This is a genomic window from Paenibacillus sp. PastM-3 (assembly GCF_029893965.1).
Taxonomy (GTDB): Bacteria; Bacillota; Bacilli; order Paenibacillales; family Paenibacillaceae; genus Paenibacillus_AQ.
The window spans coordinates 70,848-93,077 of sequence record NZ_JARXXP010000012.1 but is presented as its reverse complement, the minus strand read 5'-3'; the positions used below and the strand labels follow the sequence as shown (position 1 = coordinate 93,077).

Below are 22,230 nucleotides of genomic sequence, written 5' to 3'. Positions count from 1 at the left end.
ATTTCCATCCTTCAAAACTTCTGAATCCGTGCATGAATTCCCCTCCCCGCGCCCATACTATCTTCACAACGGACGAAGGAGGTGACAAACATGGGTCAAGCAGGTCAACAAGGTCGTGGAAGCCGCTCTAATAACCTGGTCGTTCCACAAGCGAATGCAGCGCTGCAGCAGTTGAAATTCGAAGCAGCACAGGAGCTTGGCGTAACGATTCCTCAAGATGGTTACTACGGTAACTACACTTCCCGCGAAACCGGTTCTTTGGGAGGTTACATCACAAAACGTCTGGTACAACTGGCAGAGCAACAACTGTCGGGTCGTGCGTAGTATCTATTTTTAAACGGATTTATCCGGCAGGGTTCATTCCCTGCCGGGCTGGTTATCAGCCCGCCCTACGCTTCATGCCGAAGCGCGGGCGGGCTTTTTTGATGATTCTGTTGCAGGCACTATGTATAAAGAGCTCAGCCTAAGTACTTGTCGGCAATTTCGCCGGCGTGCGGGCCTCGCGGAGCCCGGATCATCAGATTTGCCATATTGTAGTTGGACTCCAGTACCGCGTCAACCGCCACCATGCCCTGGCGGACAGCAAATTCATAGCTGATTTCACCATGCGTCCAGCGGCGTTTGTATTTCAGGCTCTCCAGCGCCATAAGGCGAAAAGAGGATTGCTGGGCAGAGGTTAACCCGTCCTGTTCTTCATTGAAGCTGCCGCAGCGGCCGGACAAGGGATTATGGCGGATACCGAACTTTCCGATGACATTATTTCTGATCTGTATGAATACAGTACCTGAGCTTAGCCCGGACAATTCCTCCTGCAGTTCCTTGAATACCAAATCCACCTGTCTTGCCAGAGATAATTGTTCTGTCCGTAGCATATTGTTCCCCCTAAAAGTTTTGTTAGCATAGCTTCCTGTTTGTTCTTCGCAAAACTTGCTTCGGAAGCGTACACTTCGTTTTGTTAGCATAGCTTCCTGATTACTCTTCGCAAAACTTGCTTCGACAAATTTCATTTCAAAAGCGTCTAATTCGTTTAGTTCTCCCTATTTTCATGCAATTTCACCTTCACATTTATGCCTAGCAGGTCTTTTATAAGGCTTTAGACTCATTATAGGACACAGTTTTCAGAGCTTCAACATTATTCAACATAATTGGGTTAATATTCCTAAATATGCGCAGTTCACAATGTATTTTTTGAATATAACTCTAAATAACGACCAATTTCGACAACATTCCAGACAAAAAAAGCCTCTAAAAAGAGGCTTTTGCGCATTCACACGTACATTAAACCATACTATTCATTCTGCAATATTATGATTTGTCTCATTTTTGACAAACATTCAAGCAAATTGTTCAGTCAGACGCAGGAATTCGTTGATATCCTCAACGATAAGATCTACCGCACCCTGCCAGAAATCAGGCTTCGTGAGATCGACTCCAAGGTGTTTCATGACCAGATCCTCCAGCGTCATCACCCCGGTATCCTGGAGCAGGCTGTCATATTTATCCGCGAACGACGGTCCTTCCTGCAGAGCCAGACGGTATAGGCCAGTGCTGAACATATAACCCACAGTATACGGGAAGTTGTAGAACGGAACATCTGTAATGTAGAAATGCAGCTTGGAAGCCCAGAAATGCGGGTGATATTCGGACAGCACGCCGCAGAATGCTTCTTTTTGCGCTTCTTCCATCAGCACCGACAGCTCCTCGGCGTTGACGAGACCCTTCTTGCGTTTCTCGTAGAAACGCGTTTCGAACAGGAAGCGTGCATGGATATTCATAAAGAAGGCTACACTGTTCTGAATTTTCGCTTCAAGCAGGGCCAGCTTTTCCTCCGCATCAGAAGAAGCTTTTACCTGAGCGTCAGCCACAATTACCTCTGCAAAGGTGGAGGCAGTCTCCGCCACATTCATAGCGTAATTTTGGTTGAAGAAGGGCTGATCATCCAGCAGGAAGGAATGGTAGGCATGGCCCAGCTCATGTGCCAGTGTCGACACATTAGCAGGTGTGCCGCTGTATGTCATAAAGATTCGCGATTCCTTGCTCTCAGGGAACGATACGCAGAATCCGCCCGGGCGCTTGGCCGGACGGTCTTCAACCTCAATCCAGTCATTGTCGAAAGCCTGCTCGGCAAAATCAGCCAGCTTCGGACTAAATTTGCGGAATTGCGTCACAATGTCTTGTGCTGCCGTTTCGTAAGGAATTTTGCCGGAGGATTTGCCGACTGGTGCATCTACATCAACCCAGGACAGTGAATCCTTGCCGAGAACCTTGGCTTTACGCTGCAGGTAGGAAACAAGCGCCGGCTTATTTCTGGTGATTACTTCCCACATCATATCAAGAGTAGCCCGCGACATGCGGTTGATGGCAAGAGGCTCCTTCAGCACATCCTCCCAGCCGCGTCCCTTGTACAGGTTCAGCCGGAAGCCGGCCAGATGATTGAGTGTATCGGCACTATAATCTTCGGCAGCCGTCCATGCAGCCTCCCATTTCCGGAACATGGCTTCACGGACACCGGCATCATCATCACTCAGCTTGTTGAACGCCTGACCGACAGACAGCAGCTTGGTCCCGTCCTTGTCTTCAAAAGGGATTTCGATTGCGCCGACAATGGTCTCATAATGCTCACTCCAGCCGTGATATCCGTCGACGGCCAGCTCAAGAGCAAGGCTTTCCAGCTCGGGGCTCATCTTCTCCCGGGCCTGGGCGCGGCGTTCACTGAGCACAAACGTAAGCGGGGCAATCTCGGTGCGGGACATCCACTGTGCCCATACCTCATCAGAGGTCTGGCGCAGGATGCTGTCAAACCGGGAGCTGATTCCTTCGAACCCGGCACGGAGTCCTGTTACCTTGGCGGACAGGCGGACAGCTCCCTTATCCTGCTGGTTCTGGGCGCCCAGACAGCCGGCGAATTCCGAAGCCTGGGTCAGACGTGCGGCGCAGCTCTGCAGCAGTTCGATCACGCCATCCAGGGCAGCCGTATCGTAGGCATTGACAGGAAATACAGCGCTGTTAACCTGCTCACTCAGAGCAGCGATATCGCTTTCGAGCTTATTCAGGAAGTCTGCGAACTCGGCGGAAGAGGATCCCCCCGGAAAAATGGAGTCCAGATTCCAGGTTACTGAGATAGGTTGTTTCATCGCGTTTCACCAATCCTTTGCACATATTGGGTTTTCTTTGTATTTGACTCTAAGCCATGGTAAAGTGAATACGAAAAGGAGCAGTTCATCACATTTTTAAGGAGGGCTGCAACATGAAGCCACTGCAAATTTCGCCGGAAACGGCCATTGCCTTATCGAAACAGCTCGGCGTTCCCCTGGAACACTTGATGCATATGCCTCAACATATTTTGCTGCAGAAGATTGCCGAATTATCCAAAAAACAGAGCGAGACCGCCGGTCCTGAAAGTCCGCCTGAGAAGGAACAGAAATGATTCCGTTCAGCCATACCTGGCCTTATGACATTATTTACGGGGACTTGTATGTACAGACCTGCCCGTTCTGCAGCAAGGAGAACGTACTTTTGCCGATGAAACCAAAGGAACTGCAGCTTGTACGCGACGGCAAAAAAAAGCTCCTGGTGTTCCCCTGCTGCAGCACAAGCCCGACGGTCATCGACAATGATGCCGATTACCTGCTGTTCGACCGTGCCGTCCGCTGACCGGTTAGACAGAACCGCAGTCTTGCACTGCGGATAAAGCGCAAACAGGGAATCCTGTATTGCGCTTTATTTATGTCCGTTATAACCACGCTCTCCAAAGCATTACAGATTCGCGCCTTCCGGCATTCCGTCCGGTTCAGTATCTTCCCCGCGCATCTGCTCCCGCAGCAGGGCCCACTGCTCACGGGCCGACCGGATCATCGCGGCATCCATAATTCTCTGGTCGTTAATCAGGCGCGAAAACCATCTTACCGCTTTGTTATACTCGCCTACGCGGCGGTTCAACTCGCCGATAAGGAACATCAGCCTCGCATCATTGCCGCCCATCCCGTCATTTTCAAACACTTTAATGTATTCATCAAGCGAGTAGCGCAGGAATCGCTGTTCCTGCTCTGTATCTCCTTTGTAACGGTACATCCAGGCGATATGATGCAGGTGGCTGGCGACAATCCGCGATTTATCGTTGATACACTGGCTGCAGATCAGCGCAAGCTTGTATGTTTCGAGGGCAGTCTCCCAGCTGCGTTTCCCGCCGAAATCACGGGACTGCCAACGGCTTGCCACCTGCTCCTTAAAAGCCTTCCTCTGCCAGTCGGCCAGCTTGTCAGCTGAATTCTCGGTAGAAGCGAACCCGCAATTCGGACAGATGCGTACCACATAATAGTCCGGATTCTCGTCTTTATAGTAGGAGCAGAAATCAGCATCCCGGCGGATGGCCCGCTTCAGGCTCGGACGCACCCTCGAGGTAAAAAATTCATTTTCACAATGAATACAGATTACTTTTATTGAATACAGGGGGATTAATTCCGACAAATGCCCTCATCCTTTCACAATCAGCAGCTCTTTATTCCTCGGGCATATTGACAAAATGATGTGCAGGTCCGGAAAGACGGCTCAGCACAAAGGAGCGGAGCGGCTCGCTGACCCCCGACTCTTCCAGCGCTTCTTTCATGCAGTCCAGCCATTCCTCCGCCCGCTCGGGTGTGATAGGGACATGCATATGCCTGGCTCTCATCATCGGATGTCCGTGTTGCTCCGAAAATAACGCCGGTCCGCCAAAAAACTGGCTTAGAAATTGAAACTGCTTCTCCATAACAGGAGTAATATCAGCAGGGAATAACGGGCTGAGCTGCGGATGAAGCTGCACCTTGGCATAAAATACTTCCACCAGCCGGTGAAGCCCCTCAGCGCCTCCCAGGTTGTCATACAGGCTTTGGTTTGGATTCATGGAGGTTACCAGCTTTCTTCCTTTTTAGTGTATGTCCTTTTCATTATAACAAAATAACCCCACAAAGTGGGGCCTTGACACGGATGCCGATTCAGGTACTTTACTGAGCCGAAAGCTCATGCCAAAAAAAGAGCACTAAACCAGGTTTAGCGCCCTGTAAATTATTTAATAGGTCCTGAACTCCTCATCACCAGGAGGGACGAGCGAGACCCGGATTACATATACAAAAGCACAGACCAGAACTCCGGCAACCACACTCATCACCATCACTCCATCCCTAATTGTATTCCTTTTTATAATACCATAACCGCGGCTGAAAATCACAAGTTATTGCAAACGCTTTCCGGTTTTTTTTGTGCTGTTTGTCCTGCTTTCCGCATACAACTAATCATAGACCGGGAGGCGTTGCTGATGACTCGTAAAAAGCTTGGCGGTCCGTTTCTGGGCCTTGCTCTGGCCGGCTGTATGCTGCTGATGCTCGTATATTCTGCCGGCACACTTGCTGCTGCGCTGCGCGGGCTGGCCATCTGGTGGGACGTGCTCTTCCCCTCGCTGTTTCCCTTCTTCGTCATTTCCGAAATGCTGCTGGGCTTCGGGGTCGTTCATCTGTTCGGGGCACTGCTGGACCCGCTGATGCGCCCGCTGTTTAATATCCCCGGCAGCGGCGGATTTGTTGCGGCGATGGGTTATGTCTCCGGGTATCCCGTCGGCGCCAAATTAACCGCCAAGCTGCGCGAGCAGCAGCTGATCAGCCGGGCCGAAGGGGAGCGTCTGGTTGCCTTCACCACTTCCTCTGACCCGATTTTCCTGCTGGGTGCTGTATCCGTCGGTTTTTTCCATGACGCCTCTTTAGGACTGGTGCTGGCACTCGCCCACTATGGCGGCGGCTTAATTGTCGGACTGCTAATGTCCTTCCACGGACGCGGGGACCAGTACGCTGACCCTCCTCCGGCAGCAGCCCATACTGCGGAGTCTCCGCAGCCCAGGGGACGGCTCCGCCTGGCGCTGAGCTCCATGGCCGAAGCCCGGCGCAGGGACGGGCGGAGCTTCGGGGAGCTGCTGAAGGGTGCCATCCAGTCCGCGCTGCAGCTTATAATTGTTGTCGGCGGACTGGTTGTATTCTTTAATGTTCTGATGGAGCTGCTGACCCGGGCAGGCATTATGTCTGCCTTGTTCAGTATGCTGGGCGGCGTGCTATCCCTGGCCGGCTTTCCTCAGCAGCTGTCGGCAGCGCTCGCCAGCGGGTTCTTTGAAGTTACGATCGGTGCCCGTTCCGCCGGTGAAGCGGCTTCCTCTATCCCCTTGCAGTACAAGGCCTCAGCCGCCGCATTCATCCTTTCCTGGGGAGGGTTGTCCGTTCATGCACAGGTGGCAAGCATTCTGAACGGCACCGGACTGCGCTATGTGCCCTTCCTGGCTGCGAGGCTCGTCCATGGCCTGCTGTCAGCAGTTCTGCTGCTGGTGCTCTGGAAGCCTGTCACCAGCCCGGGGCTCTCCGCGGGCTTCAGCGCTTTGCCGGCGGCTGCCGGGCTAACGTCAGCGCCTGGGCCAGCCTTTGCAGCCAGTCTTGTCCTGCTCGGCCTGCTGCTCGGAGCCGCCCTGCTGCTGTCGCTGCTGGTCTGGCTGCTCCGGAGCTTCGCACGGCGCCTGCTGCAGTCCTGACTCATGAACGTCCCTTGGCGTGATTCTTCGCACCGCCGGCTGTGATTCTTTGCAGGCCCTTATATTGTGTTCCGGTTCAAGATTGATTATGATCGTTGTATGACTGAAACATACAAAGGAGCCTGTACATCTTGAGATATTATGTTCTGGACCGCGGAGACGAATTGTCCATCAAACTTGCGGAGCAATTTCACAAGCTGGCGGCGGAGCGCAGCCTCGTTCTGGATGCCGAGTCCCCGGAAATCGTCATTTCGATTGGCGGAGACGGAACCATGCTGCATGCTTTTCACACCTTTATTGACCAGATTCCCAATCTTGCTTTTGTAGGCGTGCATACCGGACATCTGGGGTTTTATGCCGACTGGCAGGCAGAGGAGCTGCCTACTCTGATCGACCATATGTGCGGAACCACCGATCTTCCGCCCCACAAGCCCCGTATCGTACGGTATCCGCTGCTTGAACTGGAGATCCATAAGAAATCGGGGTCCACTTCCCATATTGCACTGAATGAATTCACGCTCAAAGGTGTTGACGGGACAGTGGTCATCCAGGTGGACATCAATGATGATAACTTCGAGATGTTCCGCGGCGACGGTCTTTGCGTCTCCACACCGTCGGGCAGCACGGCTTACAATAAAAGCCTTGGCGGCGCCATGATGCATCCTTCGATTGATGCGCTGCAGATTTCCGAGATCGCCTCCATCAACAACCGCGTGTTCCGCACGATGGGCTCGCCGCTACTGCTGCCCAAGCACCATCACTGCGACATTTACTCACGCAAGAATCAGCGCCTGCTGCTGACGGTCGACCATATCAACATTCCCGTTGATGATCTGATTTCCGTCCGGTGCCAGGTGTCAGACAAAAAAATCAGCTTTGCCAGATACCGTCCCTTCCCTTTCTGGAACCGGGTTCGTGAAGCTTTTCTGATCTAGAGCAGCTGGTTTCAGCATGATTTGAGCAGCCGGGAAACAACAGCAGTCCCGGCTTTTTTATGCACAGGATTTTTACAAACTTTTCTATTATTATTGACACGAATTGGTAGACAGAGAGAAAAATCGAATGGTATAATGAACCTATTTTACATAGAGTTTGTAACTCACAAAGGAGAGATCATTTTTGAAAAAAATATCTGCTATACTAGGGACCAGTCTGCTGGCTCTCGCCCTTTCGGTTCCTGCATTTGCAGCAGAAAAACCTATTTCCGTGTACGTTAACGGGACCAATCTTACCTTCCCGGCCGGTACCCCTTACCTGGACAACGATTCCGTACTGGTGCCCTTCCGGGTTGTATTCGAAAAGCTTGGAATGCAGGTGCTGTGGGATGCCGCAACCGGTACTGTAACCGGAACAAGCGATAACCTCACGATTACCCTGAAGATCGGCAGCAAGCTGGCCACCGTCAACGGCACAGTCAAGAAACTGACAGTCGCCCCTGTATCCAGCAACGGCACGACCTACATTCCGCTCCGTTTTGTAGCTGAAGCAACCGGGGGCTCGGCAGTCTGGGATGCTTCCAGCAGAAGTGTGCAGATCACTACTGCCGTATCCACCGCGGCAAGCGACGAGCAAGCGATCACAGCGCTGATCAGACAGGCGATCCAGTATTACAATGAAGAGAAAGCCGTCAGCTACTACAGCCTTATTGATGATGCAGACAGCTTTAGTGACGATGTTACCTCACTCAATTATTTTTTTAAGAACTATGACATGAGAACAACTATCGAAACCCTCAAGGTGCTTAATGTCCAGGGCGATGAAGCTACAGCTTACACAGTTGAAAAAGAGGTCCGGGCCGGCGGATATTATCTCCCTGACGAGCGCAACGAATATCTGTACAGTCTTGTACGTGTCAACGGCTCCTGGAAAATATCCGAGATCACCAATCAGGACAGCACTGTACTGTTAACCAAAGAGCAGGCCATGAAGACCACAGATATTCCCCAGGGCCATGCAGCCCTTATCAAGGATAACCTCTCCAAATACTTCCAGGCTATGTCCGCTGAGAATGTCGATGCCACTTTGGCCCAGATGTCCTCTTACAGTGAAGAATACAATGCAGCCAGAAAGGAATCCCTTCAGGAATTCTTTAACCAGCTTGATCTGAGCTATACCTTGAACAATTCCAATATTTATTACTACGATGCTGCTGCAGGTGAAGCGGCCGTCTATGCAGAAACCAATATCAAGGATGCAAAAACCGGGGAAAACGTGGAGCAGCCGATGCTGTTCATCTTCTATCAGACAGAGACCGGCGGCTGGACCATTGATGATTTCTACTATCTTGACTAGTTGCTGCACGCAGCGCCAATAAATAAACTCAAAGGGTGCATCTATTTTATGAAACCGACAAAATTAATCTCTGCTGTGGTGAGCGGCTGTCTGGCCATGTCACTCCTGTTCTCACCTGCAGCCCAGGCGGCGGATAATGCGCAAGCTGCCTCTAATATGGATCTGATCAACGAAATCATGCAGTATCTTGAAGCTTACAACGTGGAAGGCGTTGACCGGGACACGCTGATCCGCGGCGCTATTGACGGGATGGTCAACACGCTGGAAGATCCCTACAGCACCTACCTTACCAAAGAAGAAGCTGCAGAATTCGAGCATCAGGTGGACCTGGAGTATGTAGGAATCGGCATCAGAATGATGTATATCCCTTCTTCCAAGGAGCTTTATATTGAAGAGGTTCTGGCCGGCTCACCGGCTGAACAGGCGGGTCTAAAGCGTGGTGACACGATTGTGAAGATCAACGGTGTTGCAATCAGCGACACTTCAGGCGATGAGCTCGCCGGAGCTGCCGGAACGAAGGTTACCCTCCTGATCAGCAGAAACGGAGCCAGCAAAACGATCGTCGTAACGAGAAATTCCATTACCAGCGCCTCGGTCACAGGACAGATTATCGGCGCTAATACGGCCTATATTGCCCTTACCGGCTTCAGCCAGAGCGCTGACGAGGAATTCGCCAAGGTCCTGGCCAATATGCGGACTGCGGGTATGAAATCACTTGTTCTTGACCTGCGTGACAACACCGGCGGCTACATGGACTCCGCATATAACATTGCTTCCATGTTTATGGATTCCGGTATCATGATGTACACCTCTGACCAGAGCGGTGCACTTACACCGGTTACCATTACGTCAGGAACCAAGATCGGCGTGCCTGTAGTTGTCCTGACCAACGAGTACACAGCCAGTGCTTCAGAAGCACTGACCGGCGCCCTGCGCGACAACAAGCTGGCAACCATCGTGGGTACACGCTCCTACGGCAAAGCCCGTATTCAGAGCCTGCTGCCGGTATCCAATGGCGATATGCTTAAGCTGACTACGATGAAGTACCTGACACCGAATAAAGAGGATTTTAATCACATCGGGCTTGCTCCTGACATCGAGGTTCAAGGCAGTAAAACAGCACAGCTGGTTACCGCTCTGCGGATCGCCGGATTGACCACAATTACACTGGCTGGCGATAACCACATTCTGGACGTTAACGGCCATGCTTTTGCCGGAAACCTCGGTCTGCTGAAGCAGAATAACAAAGTATACGCATCAGCACGCGTACTCGCTGCACTCGTGGAAAGCGACATTACCTGGGATTCCAAGAACAAGAAAGCCCTGTTCACGAACGGAGCCGGCAAAGTCTTCGGATTTACACTGGCCTCCAAAGAGGCGGTATCCAAGGACAACGAAACCCTGATTGATGTAAGTGCGTTCGCGAAGAAGTTCCCTGCTCTTACCTGGAGCTATAATGCAGCAACCAATCAGTTGAAATTATCTGTAAAATAATACTTGCTGCGCTTTAATCAAAAGAGCATCCCGGCAACCATTCTACATGGTTAGCGGGATGCTCTTTGTTCATGTCCTTCAATCATTCCGGCAAGCACCGGTTAATTGGCAGGAGGATTGGATTGATTCTTATTCTGCGGCTGACTCTGGTTATGCTGCTGATTCTGGTTGTGCTGTCTGCTCTGGGAATCCTTGTGATGCTTCTTGCCCTGCGCCTCTTTATTCCGGTGATTCCGGCTCTGATGCTCGCGCACAGGCCGTTCCTTGCCATGCTCCTTGGACGAACCCCCGTCCTTGTTACGGTCTTTTTTGGGACCTTCCCGGTGCACTCTTACTTGAGGCGCGGGTTCGGCCTGCTCCATCTGCTCCGCCTGGGAGTCAGCCGATGCCGGCTCAGGAGCTTCTTTGATCAGAATATCCTTGAACTCTCCTTCTTTGGGCATTTCCTTTAATTTATGCAGCACAAAATAAGCGCATCCGAAGTTGCAATATTCGTTGATGTAATCCACCATGCCGGAAATGGCCGTATCCCGGTTCACCTTAGGGTGATTGTCCCGGAAAAAGCCCTTCAGCCGAAGCTGGCTGTAGCCCCAGTCACCAATAATATAATCATAACGGTCCAGCACCTCGCTGTATCGCCCGCGGAATGCCTCCGGGTTCCAGCCGTCTTTATGATCGAGCATTAGCTCGTAGCCTTTTCCACCTATAACGATCAAGCGTGTGTCGCCTGCCTTTCAACTGTAAAAGTTTCAATGTGTATAGCCGTTGCCTCATATTATAGCATGCGGACTGTGCATTTGCCTGTTTTTGTGAAATTTGTCTGACCGAAATATCCCGACAAGCTGGAACTTCTAGACAGATGCGGATAAAATGCAGCCATTTGCCTCAATCTATAACGTAAGCATCCGGCAGCGGACCATTCCGGGTCAAGGCTTCATTTTATGTAGGAGGTAGTTATCATGCTGGTCCTGTGCAAAAGAAAAGCAAAATGGAGAGCCCTTTTATGCCTGAGCGCAGCTGTTATGATATGCAGTCCGGTACAACAAGCTGCTGCCGCCGCCTTTGCCCCGGCAACGCAATCCGGAAGTTCCTCAACCGGCACAGCAGATGTAGCAGCTGCACGGAAGGAACTGTATGAGCAGATGAGCGCAGCGACCGGGATACCTTGGTTCCGTTTCGCTGCTATTGATCAATACGAGCGGACCATTGCCAAGAAGAAGTCCGGCACCAAAGTTCCGCTCAAATCCCGTCTTACCGGCATCCAGATTCCTGCCCCGGTGTGGGCCGGACCGCTGAATCCGGATCAGGAGGATATGTCTCCCGATTCCATCCGCTTTTTTGGCGGGATGGGTCATGACGGCTCCGGAGACGGCCTGGCCGACCCTGACAACGACGCCGATCTGCTCTACAGCATAGCCAGACATCTACTGAAATACGGTACCTCTGCTAATGACTTCAGCATCGCCGTCTGGGAATATTACCATAACGGCCGCGCTGCCCAGCGGGTTGGACAGTTCGCCAAGCTGTACGAGTATTTTGGACGGCTTGATCTGGCCGGCAGCGCCTTTCCGCTGCCGATCAGCAATTCTTATTCTTACCGCAGCACCTGGGGAACAGGCAGAAGCTGGGGCGGGGCACGCATTCATGAAGGGACGGACCTGTTCGCCCCGCACGGGATGCCTGTACGCAGCACCTGCTTCGGCATTGTCGAGACCAAAGGCTGGAACCGTTACGGAGGCTGGCGGATCGGTATCCGGGATATCGAAAACCGGTACCACTACTACGCCCACTTATCCGGTTATGATAAATCTGTAGGACGCGGGGATATTGTGACGCCTGGCCAACAAATCGGCTGGGTTGGCAGCTCCGGCTACGGCAACCCGGGAACACAAGGCAAATTCCCTCCGCATCTGCACTACGGCATCTATCGTGACCGCGGCATTACAGAATGGGCTTTTGACCCGTATCCGCTGCTGAAGCAGTGGGAGAATCAGGAGTACCGGGCCCGGAAAAACAAGAAAAATAAATAAGGGCTCAATACAGCAGCATACAGCCGAACGGCTCAAGCTCAACAAGCATTTTCCCGGTATTGCGGATGGTCAGTCCGCTGAGCAGCTCGGTCAGCACTTTTTTATCTGACCGGAAACTGTTCAGCTCAAGCTGGTAGGCATTAGGAGAATTATTAATCAGAACAGCGACCTTATCCTGTTCCCATCGGCGCACGAAACCCAGGACACCGCGGACCTCATCGGTGAACCAAGGGCGGAATGCGCCTTTTTGCAGGATTACATGCTGTTTTCTCAAGGCAATCAGCGTCTTGTACCACTCATAGAGCTCCCTGTTTTGCTCCTGTTCCAGCCACAGCATCGGCTTGCGGCAATGCGGGTCGGTCGCCCCCTCCATGCCGACTTCATCCCCGTAGTAGATCATTGGAATTCCGATATAGGTCATCTGAAAAAAAACAGCCAGCCTCATCCGGGCAAGCGCTGTCCCCTGCCTGTTCCAGCCGCGCCCGTTCTCCTTGCAGGCGGTCAGAAACCGTTCGGTATCATGGCTGCCCAGCAATTGGAACATGGCTGAATTAGCCTGGTCATTATACAGCGCTTCTATATGCAGCAGCTGCTCCATGAAGCGTACGGGCCCGGCTGACTGCAGCGCGAAAAACTCCAGTACCGCCTCCCGCAGCACATAATTCATCCCGCCGTCGAACTGGTCCCCCCTTAGCCAGGACCCGGAAGCATGCATGATTTCGCCGATCAGCAGCAGGTCGGGAAATTCCGCCTTGAGCTCGCGGCGCAGCCGTGTCCAGAACTGCGGATTCACCTCATTGGCCACATCAAGCCGCCAGCCGTCAATTCCCGCCTCACGAATCCAGTGCTTCGCCACGGCAAGCATATAATCAGCGGTTTCGGGATTATCCATGTTCAGCTTGGGCATATGCGCTTCGGCTTTGGCAAAGGTTTCATAGGCCGGGGCCGGCAGCTGGCTGACCGGATAGGAACGGATAAAGAACCAGTCTTTATAACGCGACTGCTCCCCCTTTTCCAGCACATCCCGAAAAGCAAAAAAAGTATCGCCGGCATGATTGAACACCGCATCCAGCATTACCCGGATACCGTGCCTGTGAGCTTCCTCCACCAATTTTTTCAGGTCCTCTGCGGTTCCGAAGGCAGGGTCAATCCTGTAATAATCGGAAGTATTGTATTTGTGCTCGGATGGGGATTCAAAAATTGGCGTCATATAGACGGCTGTTACGCCAAGCTCCTGGAGATACGGGATTTTATCCGTAATGCCCCGCAGGGTCCCCTGATTATAGCTGCTGGGATAAATCTGGTATACAATCGTCCCGCTGGTCCATGACGGCACTGCCAGCGCTTCGGGCCGGTGCATGTAGGCATACTGAAAAGCTCCGGCATGCTCGCGGTTTCCGGCTACCCCTCTCTCCCCATACCACGCATAATTACCAGCCGGATCAGAAGCGTGGAACACATAGCGGCATCTGCCGGTCGCGGTCCGAATGACTGCCTCGTGAAGCTCATAAGCTCCGGCTGAACCTATCCGCTCCATCAGAAGCGGCTGCTCACTCCCGGGTGAATCATAGCGGTCCGAATGAATGACGGTGCAGCACAGCTGCAGGCCGGCAGGCACGAACAAGCGCAGTTTCAGTGCCCCTTTTCCGTCCGGGAAAGCAAACGGATCCTCAGCAGTATGGTGGAAAAACCAGCGTGTCGGCATATTATACAGTCTCCTTATTTAGGTAAAATCGTCCGGATTCCTGAGTGAATGTGGCCATGGCTAGTCACGGCTAATTAAAAGCCTTATTTGCGCCAGGGAAACCGGTTTCTCTAAATTGAAGTTACCATCTGCTGTATACGTTGTCAATTCCCTTCAGCCGCAGGTTCATGAAGCACCTGCTTGTCTGATGAAATGCAGAACCTCCTCCATTACCCGCGCCTGATCGCCGCAATGGCAGACCATATGGCCGCTTTGTTCTACCATCAGCACCTGCTTCTGTCCGGACGGAATCGTCTGCTCCAGAAACCCGGCGCTTTTGGTTTTTACAAGATGATCCCTTGTTCCCTGCACAATCAGGGTGGGGGCTGTTATCTGCGGATAAATATCAAAGCTCTCACGGACCAGACGCTGAAACTCCCGGGTGGCTTTGGGCGGTGTGGAGCTGAACTTGCTGATATAATTTTTGAGCATAGCCGGCTTGCCCAGTGTTCTCACAATCTCCAGCGGATTAAGCGGGAACACAGGTGCCGACAGCAGGGTAAGTGACTTGACGCCGGCACGGTACTGCACAGACAAATGGGAAGCAATCAGCGCACCGGTCGAAAATCCGACCAAATGTACGGACTCCTGCTCCTCGAGAAGCTTGTTCAATTCATCCTCGGCGCTTCTAAGCCAGCCAAATCTGTCGGACTGCCTGAGCTCCCGTCTGCCGCCTCCGTGTCCTTTGAGCGTAAAAGTCCGGGAACGGTAATCATGCTGCTCCATATACTGTGACAACGGGGAAATCTCATATTCTCCGCCGGTAAAGCCGTGAATGAATAAACAGCTGTCCATAACAGGCCTCTTTTCTTATGGGAATATACAGCGAAGCTGCACTTATGCTTTCATTGTATCCAATAAATGCAAAATAAGCCTTAACGATTCAATCGTCAAGGCTTAAGCCGTGCAGGCAGGATGAACAACCTGCAGACTGAGCGGGGTCAGCTCTCCCACCATGTCAGGCTAAGGGCTGAAGTGATGACCAATCCCACCGCTGAGCTGGAGGAGGTTACACTCGTACTCAAAGAGCTGCCGGGAGGCACAATAATGCTGCCTGTAAACGCCTGTGAAAAGCTGCTAGGCGCCATCTGGTAGCTGTTCAAGACTTTCCAGCCGCTCCGGGCTGACCGCATCAGCTTCAGCATCATAAGGCATCCCTGATTCACACTCCTTCACATAAAAACTTTGCTACCTATAGTGTATGAACCGGTTATGGGGATATCCCTGTTTTCTTCAAGTGGAGCAATATGCAGCTCTAACTATTTACATTGACGTTATGATTGTAGTGTTTATGGACTGGCCGCTTTTTAGTGGATATTTGTACTTCCGGCCGCTGTAATCTGCAGCTATCATAATCCACTACCGCCGTTCACAGTGGAAATCCGCTACTGTAACAACCTAACGGACAGAGTTGACCTTATCCGGCTCCTGTACCTTGCCATCTAAAGGCTAACGGACACCAGTGCCCTTATCTGCCCGTTTTCCCGCCCAAAAGCTCTGTCAGCCGACGAATAAGTGCATCTGAGTCCGTAAGACTAGGTAGTCGGACAATATTGAATAAATAAGGGCTGTACGGTCCGTTAGCACCGGTGAGGCTGGCATTAAGCGACTCGGAACTTAATTTTTTTGGTGACCCGGTGTGTAGCGCCTAGTTTGGTCCTTGGTTTGGTCCTTGGTTTGGTCCTTGGTTTGGTCCTTGGTTTGGTCCTTGGTTTGGTCCTTGGTTTGGTCCTTGGTTTGGTCCTTGGTTTGGTGCTCAATTTAGTACTTGGTTTAGTACTTGGTTTAGTACTTGGTTTAGTACTTGGTTTAGTACTTGGTTTAGTACTTGGTTTAGTACTTGGTTCGATGCTCGGTTTGCTGCTTGCTCCTCGGTTACCCGAAGTCTTGCGCTTAGTGCACAGCGCCCGGTGCCACGCGCCCGGTGTTCTACTCGCTTGCCCGGCGCTGCTCGGCGCTTACTACTAGGAGCACCGGTGCCATCCGTCTCCAATCCTTTACTCCCCGGTCCCCCCGCCCGCGTTGCCTCTGTTCCCCGCGTTCCCGCCGCTTCCGGCATTGTCCGCGCCGGAGGACTCGACGGCGTTGCCGCTGCCGGCGGGAGCATCCTTTCCGCTGTTTCCGGCACCGCTGTCTGCGCCGGAGCCGTTGCCCGCTCCCCCACCAGTGCCGCTGTCCGCTGCTCCGCTCTTGTCCCCGCTCTGGCTTGGGGCCGGTATCGCGATGCCAGGTGCACTGCTGCCGTTCTCGCCGACAGGGTTCCCCTGGTTGTCGTAATAGTACATCGGCACATCTCCGACCACCATCAGGTAGGAGACCGGAATCTCTGTATCGACTACCTGGGGCTCCATGTCGAACGGAACGACGACAGCCACTTCTGTGACAATATGGATATACACCTCGACCAGAATCATATTGATTCCGGCATTTTTCTGGCGGGTATTGAGTTCTACCTTAACCGCCCCCTGCGGTTCAATCTTTATCGGGACATCAGGCCCGAAGGAGGCGATCAGCGGACTGTCCAGCGCCTGGCCGAGCGGGATATGCTCCGTCCGGTTGTGCAGATCCTGCAGGGTAGTCTGGATGACCTCCGCAGCCTGCGAGGTGATCCGCATATGCTCCCTGTAATTGAGCATAAAGCCGGAGATTTTGCCGTTATTATCCGTTTTCCAGTCGATAAGAGCCTCTGCATCTCCGCCGTCCGCAACCTGCGAGGTAATCGCTTTGTTAATGGATTCGGTAGCGATCTGCTTTACCCGGATCTGCGCCAGATGAATAATCGGCGGGCGCAGATGCTGCTCCACATATCGCACCCCCTGCAGTATACCGATAACCAGCACCAGGCTTAAAATGAGCCAAAAGCGGCCCCGTCTGCGCGGACGTGCCGGACTGCTTCCGTTACCGCCGCTTTGGCCAAACAGCTTCCCTCTGCCCCTGGTGCCGCCGCTTCCCGGCGCTACGGATAATCCTCCCGCGCTCCGGACACTGCCTTGCATCCACAATTCTGCCGTAGTCCCGCCCTCATACATGCCCCCCTGCTTACTGCGCGCTTTCTGCCCCGCCGGCCATCCCAGCCCCGGCTTGGACGGCCGGGCCTTGAACCCCGCGCTCCGCGCTGCCGGCCGCAGGCTGCCCGCCCGTGACGGCTTGGCTTTAAAGGCCGGACTCCTCCAGGCAGGCCGCGGCAAGCCATCCCAGCTGATCTTGGGCAGCCGCAGACGGCCCAAGCGCCGTGAGCCCGGCAGCGCCACCCTGCGCCCCCCCCATTTTCGAATTCTGCCCATGCTCATAAGTCCCCTCCCGGTATCACCGCGGCCAAGCCGCCCGTTCATTACTATAGGGTATTCAGGCATGGGACAAAAAAGAAGAACGCTATTCCCAGTGCTGTCACTGCGAATAGCGTTCTTCCTTTTTTTATCATTCTTTTCCCCGAATCAATCTTCCTACTGCATTCTGCTGCGCTTATCCTCCTGAAGATGTCCCCAGTGCCGGCGCACGAAGACTGTCAGCAGAACAGCGATGAACACCGCATACCAGCCCAGAAATCCGCGCCACTCCTCACGCGGCACAATCAGCGATGAACCGATCGTCCCGAACAGCCAGATATAGGACAGATTGCCGAGAACGGTACCCCAGATATAGGATGATACCTTGATCGGGGAGACAGCTGCCATAAAATTAATAATATTGCTGGGCATAATGGGGACCGTACGCAGCAGCACCAGCGTCCAGATGCCGTACCGGTCCAGGTAACGCTGCCACTTGTCGTAGCGCTTCAGCTTGGCTCTCCATTTGCGGTCAAACCAGCCATACAGGTATCTGCGGAACAGGAAATAGATGAGAATTGAACCCAGATTGCAGGCCATCCAGCTGACTGCCATACCGCCGATGATATCAAACTCGGACACATGCAGCACAATTAAGATGGCCAGCGGAAAAAATCCGAACAAGCTTTGCAGCAGTGTAAGCGGGACTGTCGCCAGCAAAATATAGGGTCCGCTCAAACCCAGACTCTGCAGCAGCCAATCGATCCAGCCGTTAATTACCTCTGTCATGGAGCTGTCTCCTTTCCCGGCTCATTGCAGTGTCAGCTCTGCTGAGTATTTATATATGGTTTATTTGTCAAGAAAAACACCCCTTACGGGGTGTTTATTACGGATTGTGGCTTACGTATGAAAATATAAGTAAAGAATACTTGCCGGCAGAAAAATGACAATTCTGTAGCCTTGTGTTCTTTTCATCATAGCACACATTATTTACTGCTGCAAAAATCACCTTGATGCAGTCCGTTACTCCTGTACCGCGGCAACCCAGGCGTTGACCTGATCTTCATGCTCGCCAACCCATTTTTTTGCTGCTTCCTCCGGAGACTGGCCGCCTGCAATATCAACCATGACCTGCTCCATGTCTTCAGGAGTCCAGCTGAATTGGTCCAGGAAGCTGTACACCTCAGGCATATCTTCTTTCAGGCCCGTACGCACCATAGTATGAATCTGTTCAGCACCGCCGTATACCGCCTGCGGGTCTTCCAGATATTTCAGGTCCATATTGGCAAACATCCAGTGCGGAGTCCATCCGGTTACTACAATCGGCTCATTGCTCTGGTAGGCTTTTTCAAGCTCCTGCACCATTGCCGCCGATGAGCTCTCAAGCAGCGTGTAATCGCTCAGGCCGTAGGCCTCAAGCGCTTTTTCGGTGGCCATCATAATCCCTGCTCCCGGCTCAATGCCGACGATCCGGTTCTGCAGCGTTCCCGCCAGCTCAGCATCCTTCAAATCTTCAATGGAATTAATATCCATGTAGGTTGGAACTGCAAGGCCTGTCTTGGTACCTTCAAGGTTGGCACCCAGGTCTTCTATTTTACTGCCATACTGCTCCAGGTAAGAAGCATGCGTGCTTGGCAGCCAGGCGGCAACCATCGCATCAGCACTTCCGTCAGCAACACCTGCCCACATCGGGCCGGCATCCACCTGCAGCATTTCTACAGACTTATCGAGCTTCGATTCAAGGACTTCCTTTACAACATAAGTGCTCGCAATCTCTGAATCCCAAGCGACATAAGCCAGCTTCACCGGCTTGTTTCCGCCTGCCCCGGACGAACATCCGGCTAAGACAGCCACCACCAGCAGAACAGTCAACAGTATTCCTATGCTTTTCTTCTTCATCAATCACTCACACTCCTAGGGTTTATTAGTTTTGTTGTTTGGTTTTGAACAGCTTCTGGGTCAAACGGTCGAGCAGAATGGCAATAATAACAATCGCAATCCCCGCTTCAAAGCCTGCCCCCGTCTTGGCCTGTGATACGGCCCGGTAGACATAAGCACCGACACCCTGGGCACCGATCATGGAGGAAATGACCACCATGGACAGCGACAGCATGATCGTCTGATTAATCCCGGCCATAATGGTCGGCATCGCAATCGGCAGCTGCAGCTTGAACAGCTTCTGTCCCGGCGTGGAGCCGAAGGCATCTGCAGCCTCGACCAGCTCCTCCGACACCTGGCGGATACCCAGATTGGTCAGCCGGATGGTCGGCGGAATCGCAAATATAATAGAAGCGATGACTCCGGGAACGACCCCCAGCGAGAAAAAGGATACCGCAGGCAGCAGATAGACAAACGCCGGCATCGTCTGCATAAAGTCAAGCACCGGAGTCACAATATTCTGTACAGTCTTGCTCTGGGCGCAGAGCACGCCGACAGGCACGCCGATTAATACGGCAAGCACCGAGGCGGTCAGCACCAGCGCCAGCGACTGCATGGACGGTGCCCACAGGCCGAGATTGTCAATCAGCAGCAGCCCGACTACGGCAAACAGCGCCATCCGCCATTTGCCGATCCAGTAAGCAAGCGCGGCTATAACAATAGTCAGCACAATCGCCGGAAGAAAGGTCAGGGCCGTTTCAATCCCGGTGACCATACCGCCGATAATCATGTGGATGAAGCTGAACACCGGACCGAAATAAGTCATCAGCCAGTCCTCAATCCACTCTACGCCCTGACCTATAGGAATTTTGGGAATGTTCATGATTGTATACCTCCTTCCGGAACAGCGTTGCCGGCCAGTGCCGACAGCACAGCCCCTTTAATGACAATTCCTTTGAGCCGGTCATTCTCATCGACCACTGCCACCGGCAGATGCGTCGCTGACATCAGCTCAAACAGATCATTCAGCAGTGTTTCCGGACGTACACGGGGAATTTCCCGCTGCATAACCTCCAGAATGCTCAGATTTTCTTTCAGCGCTCTGGACGCATCGTCAGCCGTCACAACCCCTTGCAACTTCATTTCATTGTTCGCTACATACAGGCTGGACACGCCGCTGTCCCGCATCAGCTGCAGGGCCACGCGCGGTCCGCGCTCCGGCCGGATCATTTCCGGCTGGCGCATCACATGTGCCGCGGTCAGTACCTTGGACAAATCCACGTCCTCGACGAAGCGCTCCACATACTTGTTGGCCGGCTGAATCAGGATTTCTTCCGGTGTGCCGATCTGTACAATCACACCGTCCTTCATCAGGGCTATCCGGTCACCGATCCGCAGCGCCTCGTCCAGATCATGGGTGATAAACACAATGGTCTTCTTCACTCTAGCCTGCAGCTCCAGCAGCTCCTGCTGCATATCCTTACGGATCAGCGGGTCAAGCGCACTGAACGCCTCATCCATCAGCAGAATGTCGGGATCATTGGCGAGCCCTCTGGCCAGGCCCACACGCTGCTGCATACCGCCGCTGAGCTGATCGGGGCGGTGGTTTTCCCAGCCCTTCAGTCCAACAAGCTCCAGTGCCTCCATGGCACGGCGGGTGCGCTCTTTTTTATCTACACCCTGTACTTCAAGTCCGTATTCGGCATTCGCCAGCACGCTGCGGTGCGGAAATAAGCCGAACTTCTGGAATACCATCCCGATATTTTTACGCCGGAACGTCCGCAGCTCCTCTGAGCTCATCTGGACGACATCCTTGCCTTTAAATAAAACCTGGCCTCCGGTAGGCTCAATCAAACGGTTCAATAGCCGGACAAGCGTCGATTTGCCGCTCCCCGACAAGCCCATAATGACAAAAATTTCACCTTCACTGATGCTGAATTCAGCCTTATTGACCCCTACGGTCAGCTTGGCCTCACGGGCAATCTTCTCTTTGGACCACCCCTGCTCCAGTAATGGAAGGGCGCGTCCTGCATCGTTACCGAATACTTTGGTTAGTTGTTTCACCTCTATAATCGCCATGGTGACCTCCTTTTCCCCTTATCGTTATTCAGGCAGTTGCTCCTCAATAAGTGTAGCGGAGTTGTGAAAAATTAGGCAAAGTCCGTATACGCTAAAAATTTAGTGTACAGTTTTAACTTTACGTACTTTATATAAAGAATACTCTGTTTTTCTCCGTATTCCGTTTCAGATGCATTCTTTACTTATAGAAGAGGATTTGTTTACAATACATTTGAGAGGTTTGCAGTCTATCAGCCTATTCCTCAGGAGGGACACCATGAACGATTTAGAGGGGCTTGAGCCCGAGCAGATAAAGCGAATCAGCAAGGCCCGCGAGCGGGTGATTGATTCCATCGGCAAAAATATGGACTTATACGGAATTACGCTGTCTATCGGACATTTATATGGTTATATGTATTTTAATGAAGGTCCTGTAACGCTGGATGATTTAAGCCGCACCATGGGGATGAGCAAGACATCCATGAGTACCGGCGTACGCACACTGCTGGATTTGAAGATGATTGACAAGGTTTGGGGAAAAGGAACCCGTAAGGACCTGTTCGAGGTCGTCCCCGACTGGCACCAGAACTTCAGCGATTACTTCTCGATCAAGTGGAGAAAAGCGGTCGAAGGCAACATGAGCGCCTTGTCGAAATCGCTTGCCGAAATCAGCGACATGAAGACGGAGTATGCGGAGAATGACGAAGTGCTGCACCTTTTGACCAATGATGAAGCAAAGATTATAGAAGCGATCAAATATTACCGCTGGCTGCTGAAGCTGATTGAGGCGCTGGAAACCGGCAAAATCTTTGAACTGATTCCTAAGGAAACTTAAACGCTTATTTTGAGCTGCTGCAAAAGGTAAAAAAGCCGCGTCCCCTTTTTAATAAAGGGGTCACGGCCTTTTTGTGCTGTCTGCTTTTT

General features: G+C 52.5%; 22 protein-coding genes. 10 read left to right on the top strand and 12 right to left on the bottom strand.

The window, feature by feature from the left end; translation table 11 throughout:
• Positions 1-90: 90 nt before the first annotated feature.
• Positions 91-324, top strand: coding sequence for an alpha/beta-type small acid-soluble spore protein (locus M2108_RS17650; protein ID WP_039876911.1), 234 nt, complete (start codon positions 91-93; stop codon positions 322-324).
• A 134-nt stretch (positions 325-458) separates the two neighbouring features.
• Here the strand turns inward: M2108_RS17650 and M2108_RS17645 are convergent, their stop codons facing one another.
• Positions 459-872 carry an O-methyltransferase gene (locus M2108_RS17645; protein WP_277470695.1) on the bottom strand — a complete coding sequence of 138 codons (414 nt, stop codon included), beginning with the start codon at positions 870-872 and terminating at the stop codon, positions 459-461.
• A gap of 462 nt (positions 873-1,334) precedes the next feature.
• Positions 1,335-3,134, bottom strand: a complete 1,800-nt coding sequence (locus tag M2108_RS17640; protein ID WP_277470696.1) for a M3 family oligoendopeptidase — start codon at positions 3,132-3,134, stop codon at positions 1,335-1,337.
• 113 nt (positions 3,135-3,247) lie between these two features.
• Here M2108_RS17640 and M2108_RS17635 point away from each other — a divergent pair, with 113 nt between their 5' ends.
• Positions 3,248-3,427 (top strand): YycC family protein, encoded by a 180-nt coding sequence (locus M2108_RS17635; RefSeq protein WP_277470697.1) that lies wholly within the window; start codon positions 3,248-3,250, stop codon positions 3,425-3,427.
• Positions 3,424-3,654, top strand: coding sequence for a hypothetical protein (locus tag M2108_RS17630; protein WP_068726555.1), 231 nt, complete (start codon positions 3,424-3,426; stop codon positions 3,652-3,654). The genes M2108_RS17635 and M2108_RS17630 overlap by 4 nt, the downstream gene beginning before the upstream one ends.
• 102 nt (positions 3,655-3,756) lie before the next feature.
• Here M2108_RS17630 and M2108_RS17625 read toward each other — a convergent pair whose 3' ends face one another.
• On the bottom strand, positions 3,757-4,467 hold the full coding sequence (locus M2108_RS17625) for a DUF2225 domain-containing protein (RefSeq protein ID WP_277470698.1): 711 nt from the start codon (positions 4,465-4,467) through the stop codon (positions 3,757-3,759).
• 31 nt (positions 4,468-4,498) lie between these two features.
• Positions 4,499-4,882: a globin domain-containing protein gene (locus M2108_RS17620; protein WP_277470699.1), complete on the bottom strand. Its 384-nt coding sequence runs from the start codon at positions 4,880-4,882 to the stop codon at positions 4,499-4,501.
• A gap of 411 nt (positions 4,883-5,293) precedes the next feature.
• Between M2108_RS17620 and ylbJ the strand changes: the two genes are divergently transcribed.
• The 4 genes from ylbJ to M2108_RS17600 all read left to right on the top strand — a co-directional run bounded on the left by ylbJ (position 5,294) and on the right by M2108_RS17600 (position 10,330).
• A complete protein-coding gene (gene ylbJ / locus M2108_RS17615; RefSeq protein ID WP_277470700.1) occupies positions 5,294-6,544 on the top strand; it encodes a sporulation integral membrane protein YlbJ in 1,251 nt (416 codons plus the stop codon).
• A gap of 131 nt (positions 6,545-6,675) precedes the next feature.
• Positions 6,676-7,479 carry an NAD kinase gene (locus M2108_RS17610; RefSeq protein ID WP_277470701.1) on the top strand — a complete coding sequence of 268 codons (804 nt, stop codon included), beginning with the start codon at positions 6,676-6,678 and terminating at the stop codon, positions 7,477-7,479.
• 184 nt (positions 7,480-7,663) lie between these two features.
• Positions 7,664-8,836 carry a copper amine oxidase N-terminal domain-containing protein gene (locus tag M2108_RS17605; protein ID WP_277470702.1) on the top strand — a complete coding sequence of 391 codons (1,173 nt, stop codon included), beginning with the start codon at positions 7,664-7,666 and terminating at the stop codon, positions 8,834-8,836.
• A gap of 48 nt (positions 8,837-8,884) precedes the next feature.
• Positions 8,885-10,330 carry a S41 family peptidase gene (locus M2108_RS17600; protein WP_277470703.1) on the top strand — a complete coding sequence of 482 codons (1,446 nt, stop codon included), beginning with the start codon at positions 8,885-8,887 and terminating at the stop codon, positions 10,328-10,330.
• 101 nt (positions 10,331-10,431) lie between these two features.
• Here the strand turns inward: M2108_RS17600 and M2108_RS17595 are convergent, their stop codons facing one another.
• Positions 10,432-11,046, bottom strand: coding sequence for a YutD family protein (locus tag M2108_RS17595; RefSeq protein WP_277470704.1), 615 nt, complete (start codon positions 11,044-11,046; stop codon positions 10,432-10,434).
• A 243-nt stretch (positions 11,047-11,289) separates the two neighbouring features.
• On the opposite strand from M2108_RS17595, the gene M2108_RS17590 reads away from it, so the two are divergent.
• Entirely contained in the window at positions 11,290-12,360 is a 1,071-nt protein-coding gene (locus M2108_RS17590; RefSeq protein ID WP_277506266.1) for a M23 family metallopeptidase, read from the top strand.
• A 4-nt stretch (positions 12,361-12,364) separates the two neighbouring features.
• On the opposite strand, the gene M2108_RS17585 is transcribed toward M2108_RS17590, so the two are convergent.
• Positions 12,365-14,065 (bottom strand): alpha amylase N-terminal ig-like domain-containing protein, encoded by a 1,701-nt coding sequence (locus tag M2108_RS17585; RefSeq protein WP_277470706.1) that lies wholly within the window; start codon positions 14,063-14,065, stop codon positions 12,365-12,367.
• Between the two features lie 165 nt (positions 14,066-14,230).
• Positions 14,231-14,899, bottom strand: a complete 669-nt coding sequence (locus tag M2108_RS17580) for an alpha/beta hydrolase (protein ID WP_277470707.1) — start codon at positions 14,897-14,899, stop codon at positions 14,231-14,233.
• Positions 14,900-15,019: 120 nt separating this feature from the next.
• Between M2108_RS17580 and M2108_RS17575 the strand changes: the two genes are divergently transcribed.
• On the top strand, positions 15,020-15,199 hold the full coding sequence (locus M2108_RS17575; protein ID WP_277470708.1) for a hypothetical protein: 180 nt from the start codon (positions 15,020-15,022) through the stop codon (positions 15,197-15,199).
• Between the two features lie 902 nt (positions 15,200-16,101).
• Here the strand turns inward: M2108_RS17575 and yunB are convergent.
• The 5 genes from yunB to M2108_RS17550 all read right to left on the bottom strand — a co-directional run bounded on the left by yunB (position 16,102) and on the right by M2108_RS17550 (position 21,327).
• Positions 16,102-17,394: a sporulation protein YunB gene (gene yunB / locus M2108_RS17570; RefSeq protein ID WP_481856924.1), complete on the bottom strand. Its 1,293-nt coding sequence runs from the start codon at positions 17,392-17,394 to the stop codon at positions 16,102-16,104.
• Positions 17,395-17,547: 153 nt separating this feature from the next.
• Positions 17,548-18,159 (bottom strand): TVP38/TMEM64 family protein, encoded by a 612-nt coding sequence (locus tag M2108_RS17565; protein WP_277470709.1) that lies wholly within the window; start codon positions 18,157-18,159, stop codon positions 17,548-17,550.
• A gap of 234 nt (positions 18,160-18,393) precedes the next feature.
• A complete protein-coding gene (locus M2108_RS17560; RefSeq protein WP_277470710.1) occupies positions 18,394-19,269 on the bottom strand; it encodes a glycine betaine ABC transporter substrate-binding protein in 876 nt (291 codons plus the stop codon).
• A gap of 25 nt (positions 19,270-19,294) precedes the next feature.
• Positions 19,295-20,131: an ABC transporter permease gene (locus M2108_RS17555; RefSeq protein ID WP_090718211.1), complete on the bottom strand. Its 837-nt coding sequence runs from the start codon at positions 20,129-20,131 to the stop codon at positions 19,295-19,297.
• Positions 20,128-21,327: a quaternary amine ABC transporter ATP-binding protein gene (locus M2108_RS17550; protein WP_277470712.1), complete on the bottom strand. Its 1,200-nt coding sequence runs from the start codon at positions 21,325-21,327 to the stop codon at positions 20,128-20,130. The genes M2108_RS17555 and M2108_RS17550 overlap by 4 nt, the downstream gene beginning before the upstream one ends.
• A gap of 256 nt (positions 21,328-21,583) precedes the next feature.
• On the opposite strand from M2108_RS17550, the gene M2108_RS17545 reads away from it, so the two are divergent.
• Positions 21,584-22,141 carry a GbsR/MarR family transcriptional regulator gene (locus tag M2108_RS17545; RefSeq protein WP_277470713.1) on the top strand — a complete coding sequence of 186 codons (558 nt, stop codon included), beginning with the start codon at positions 21,584-21,586 and terminating at the stop codon, positions 22,139-22,141.
• Positions 22,142-22,230 lie beyond the last annotated feature (89 nt).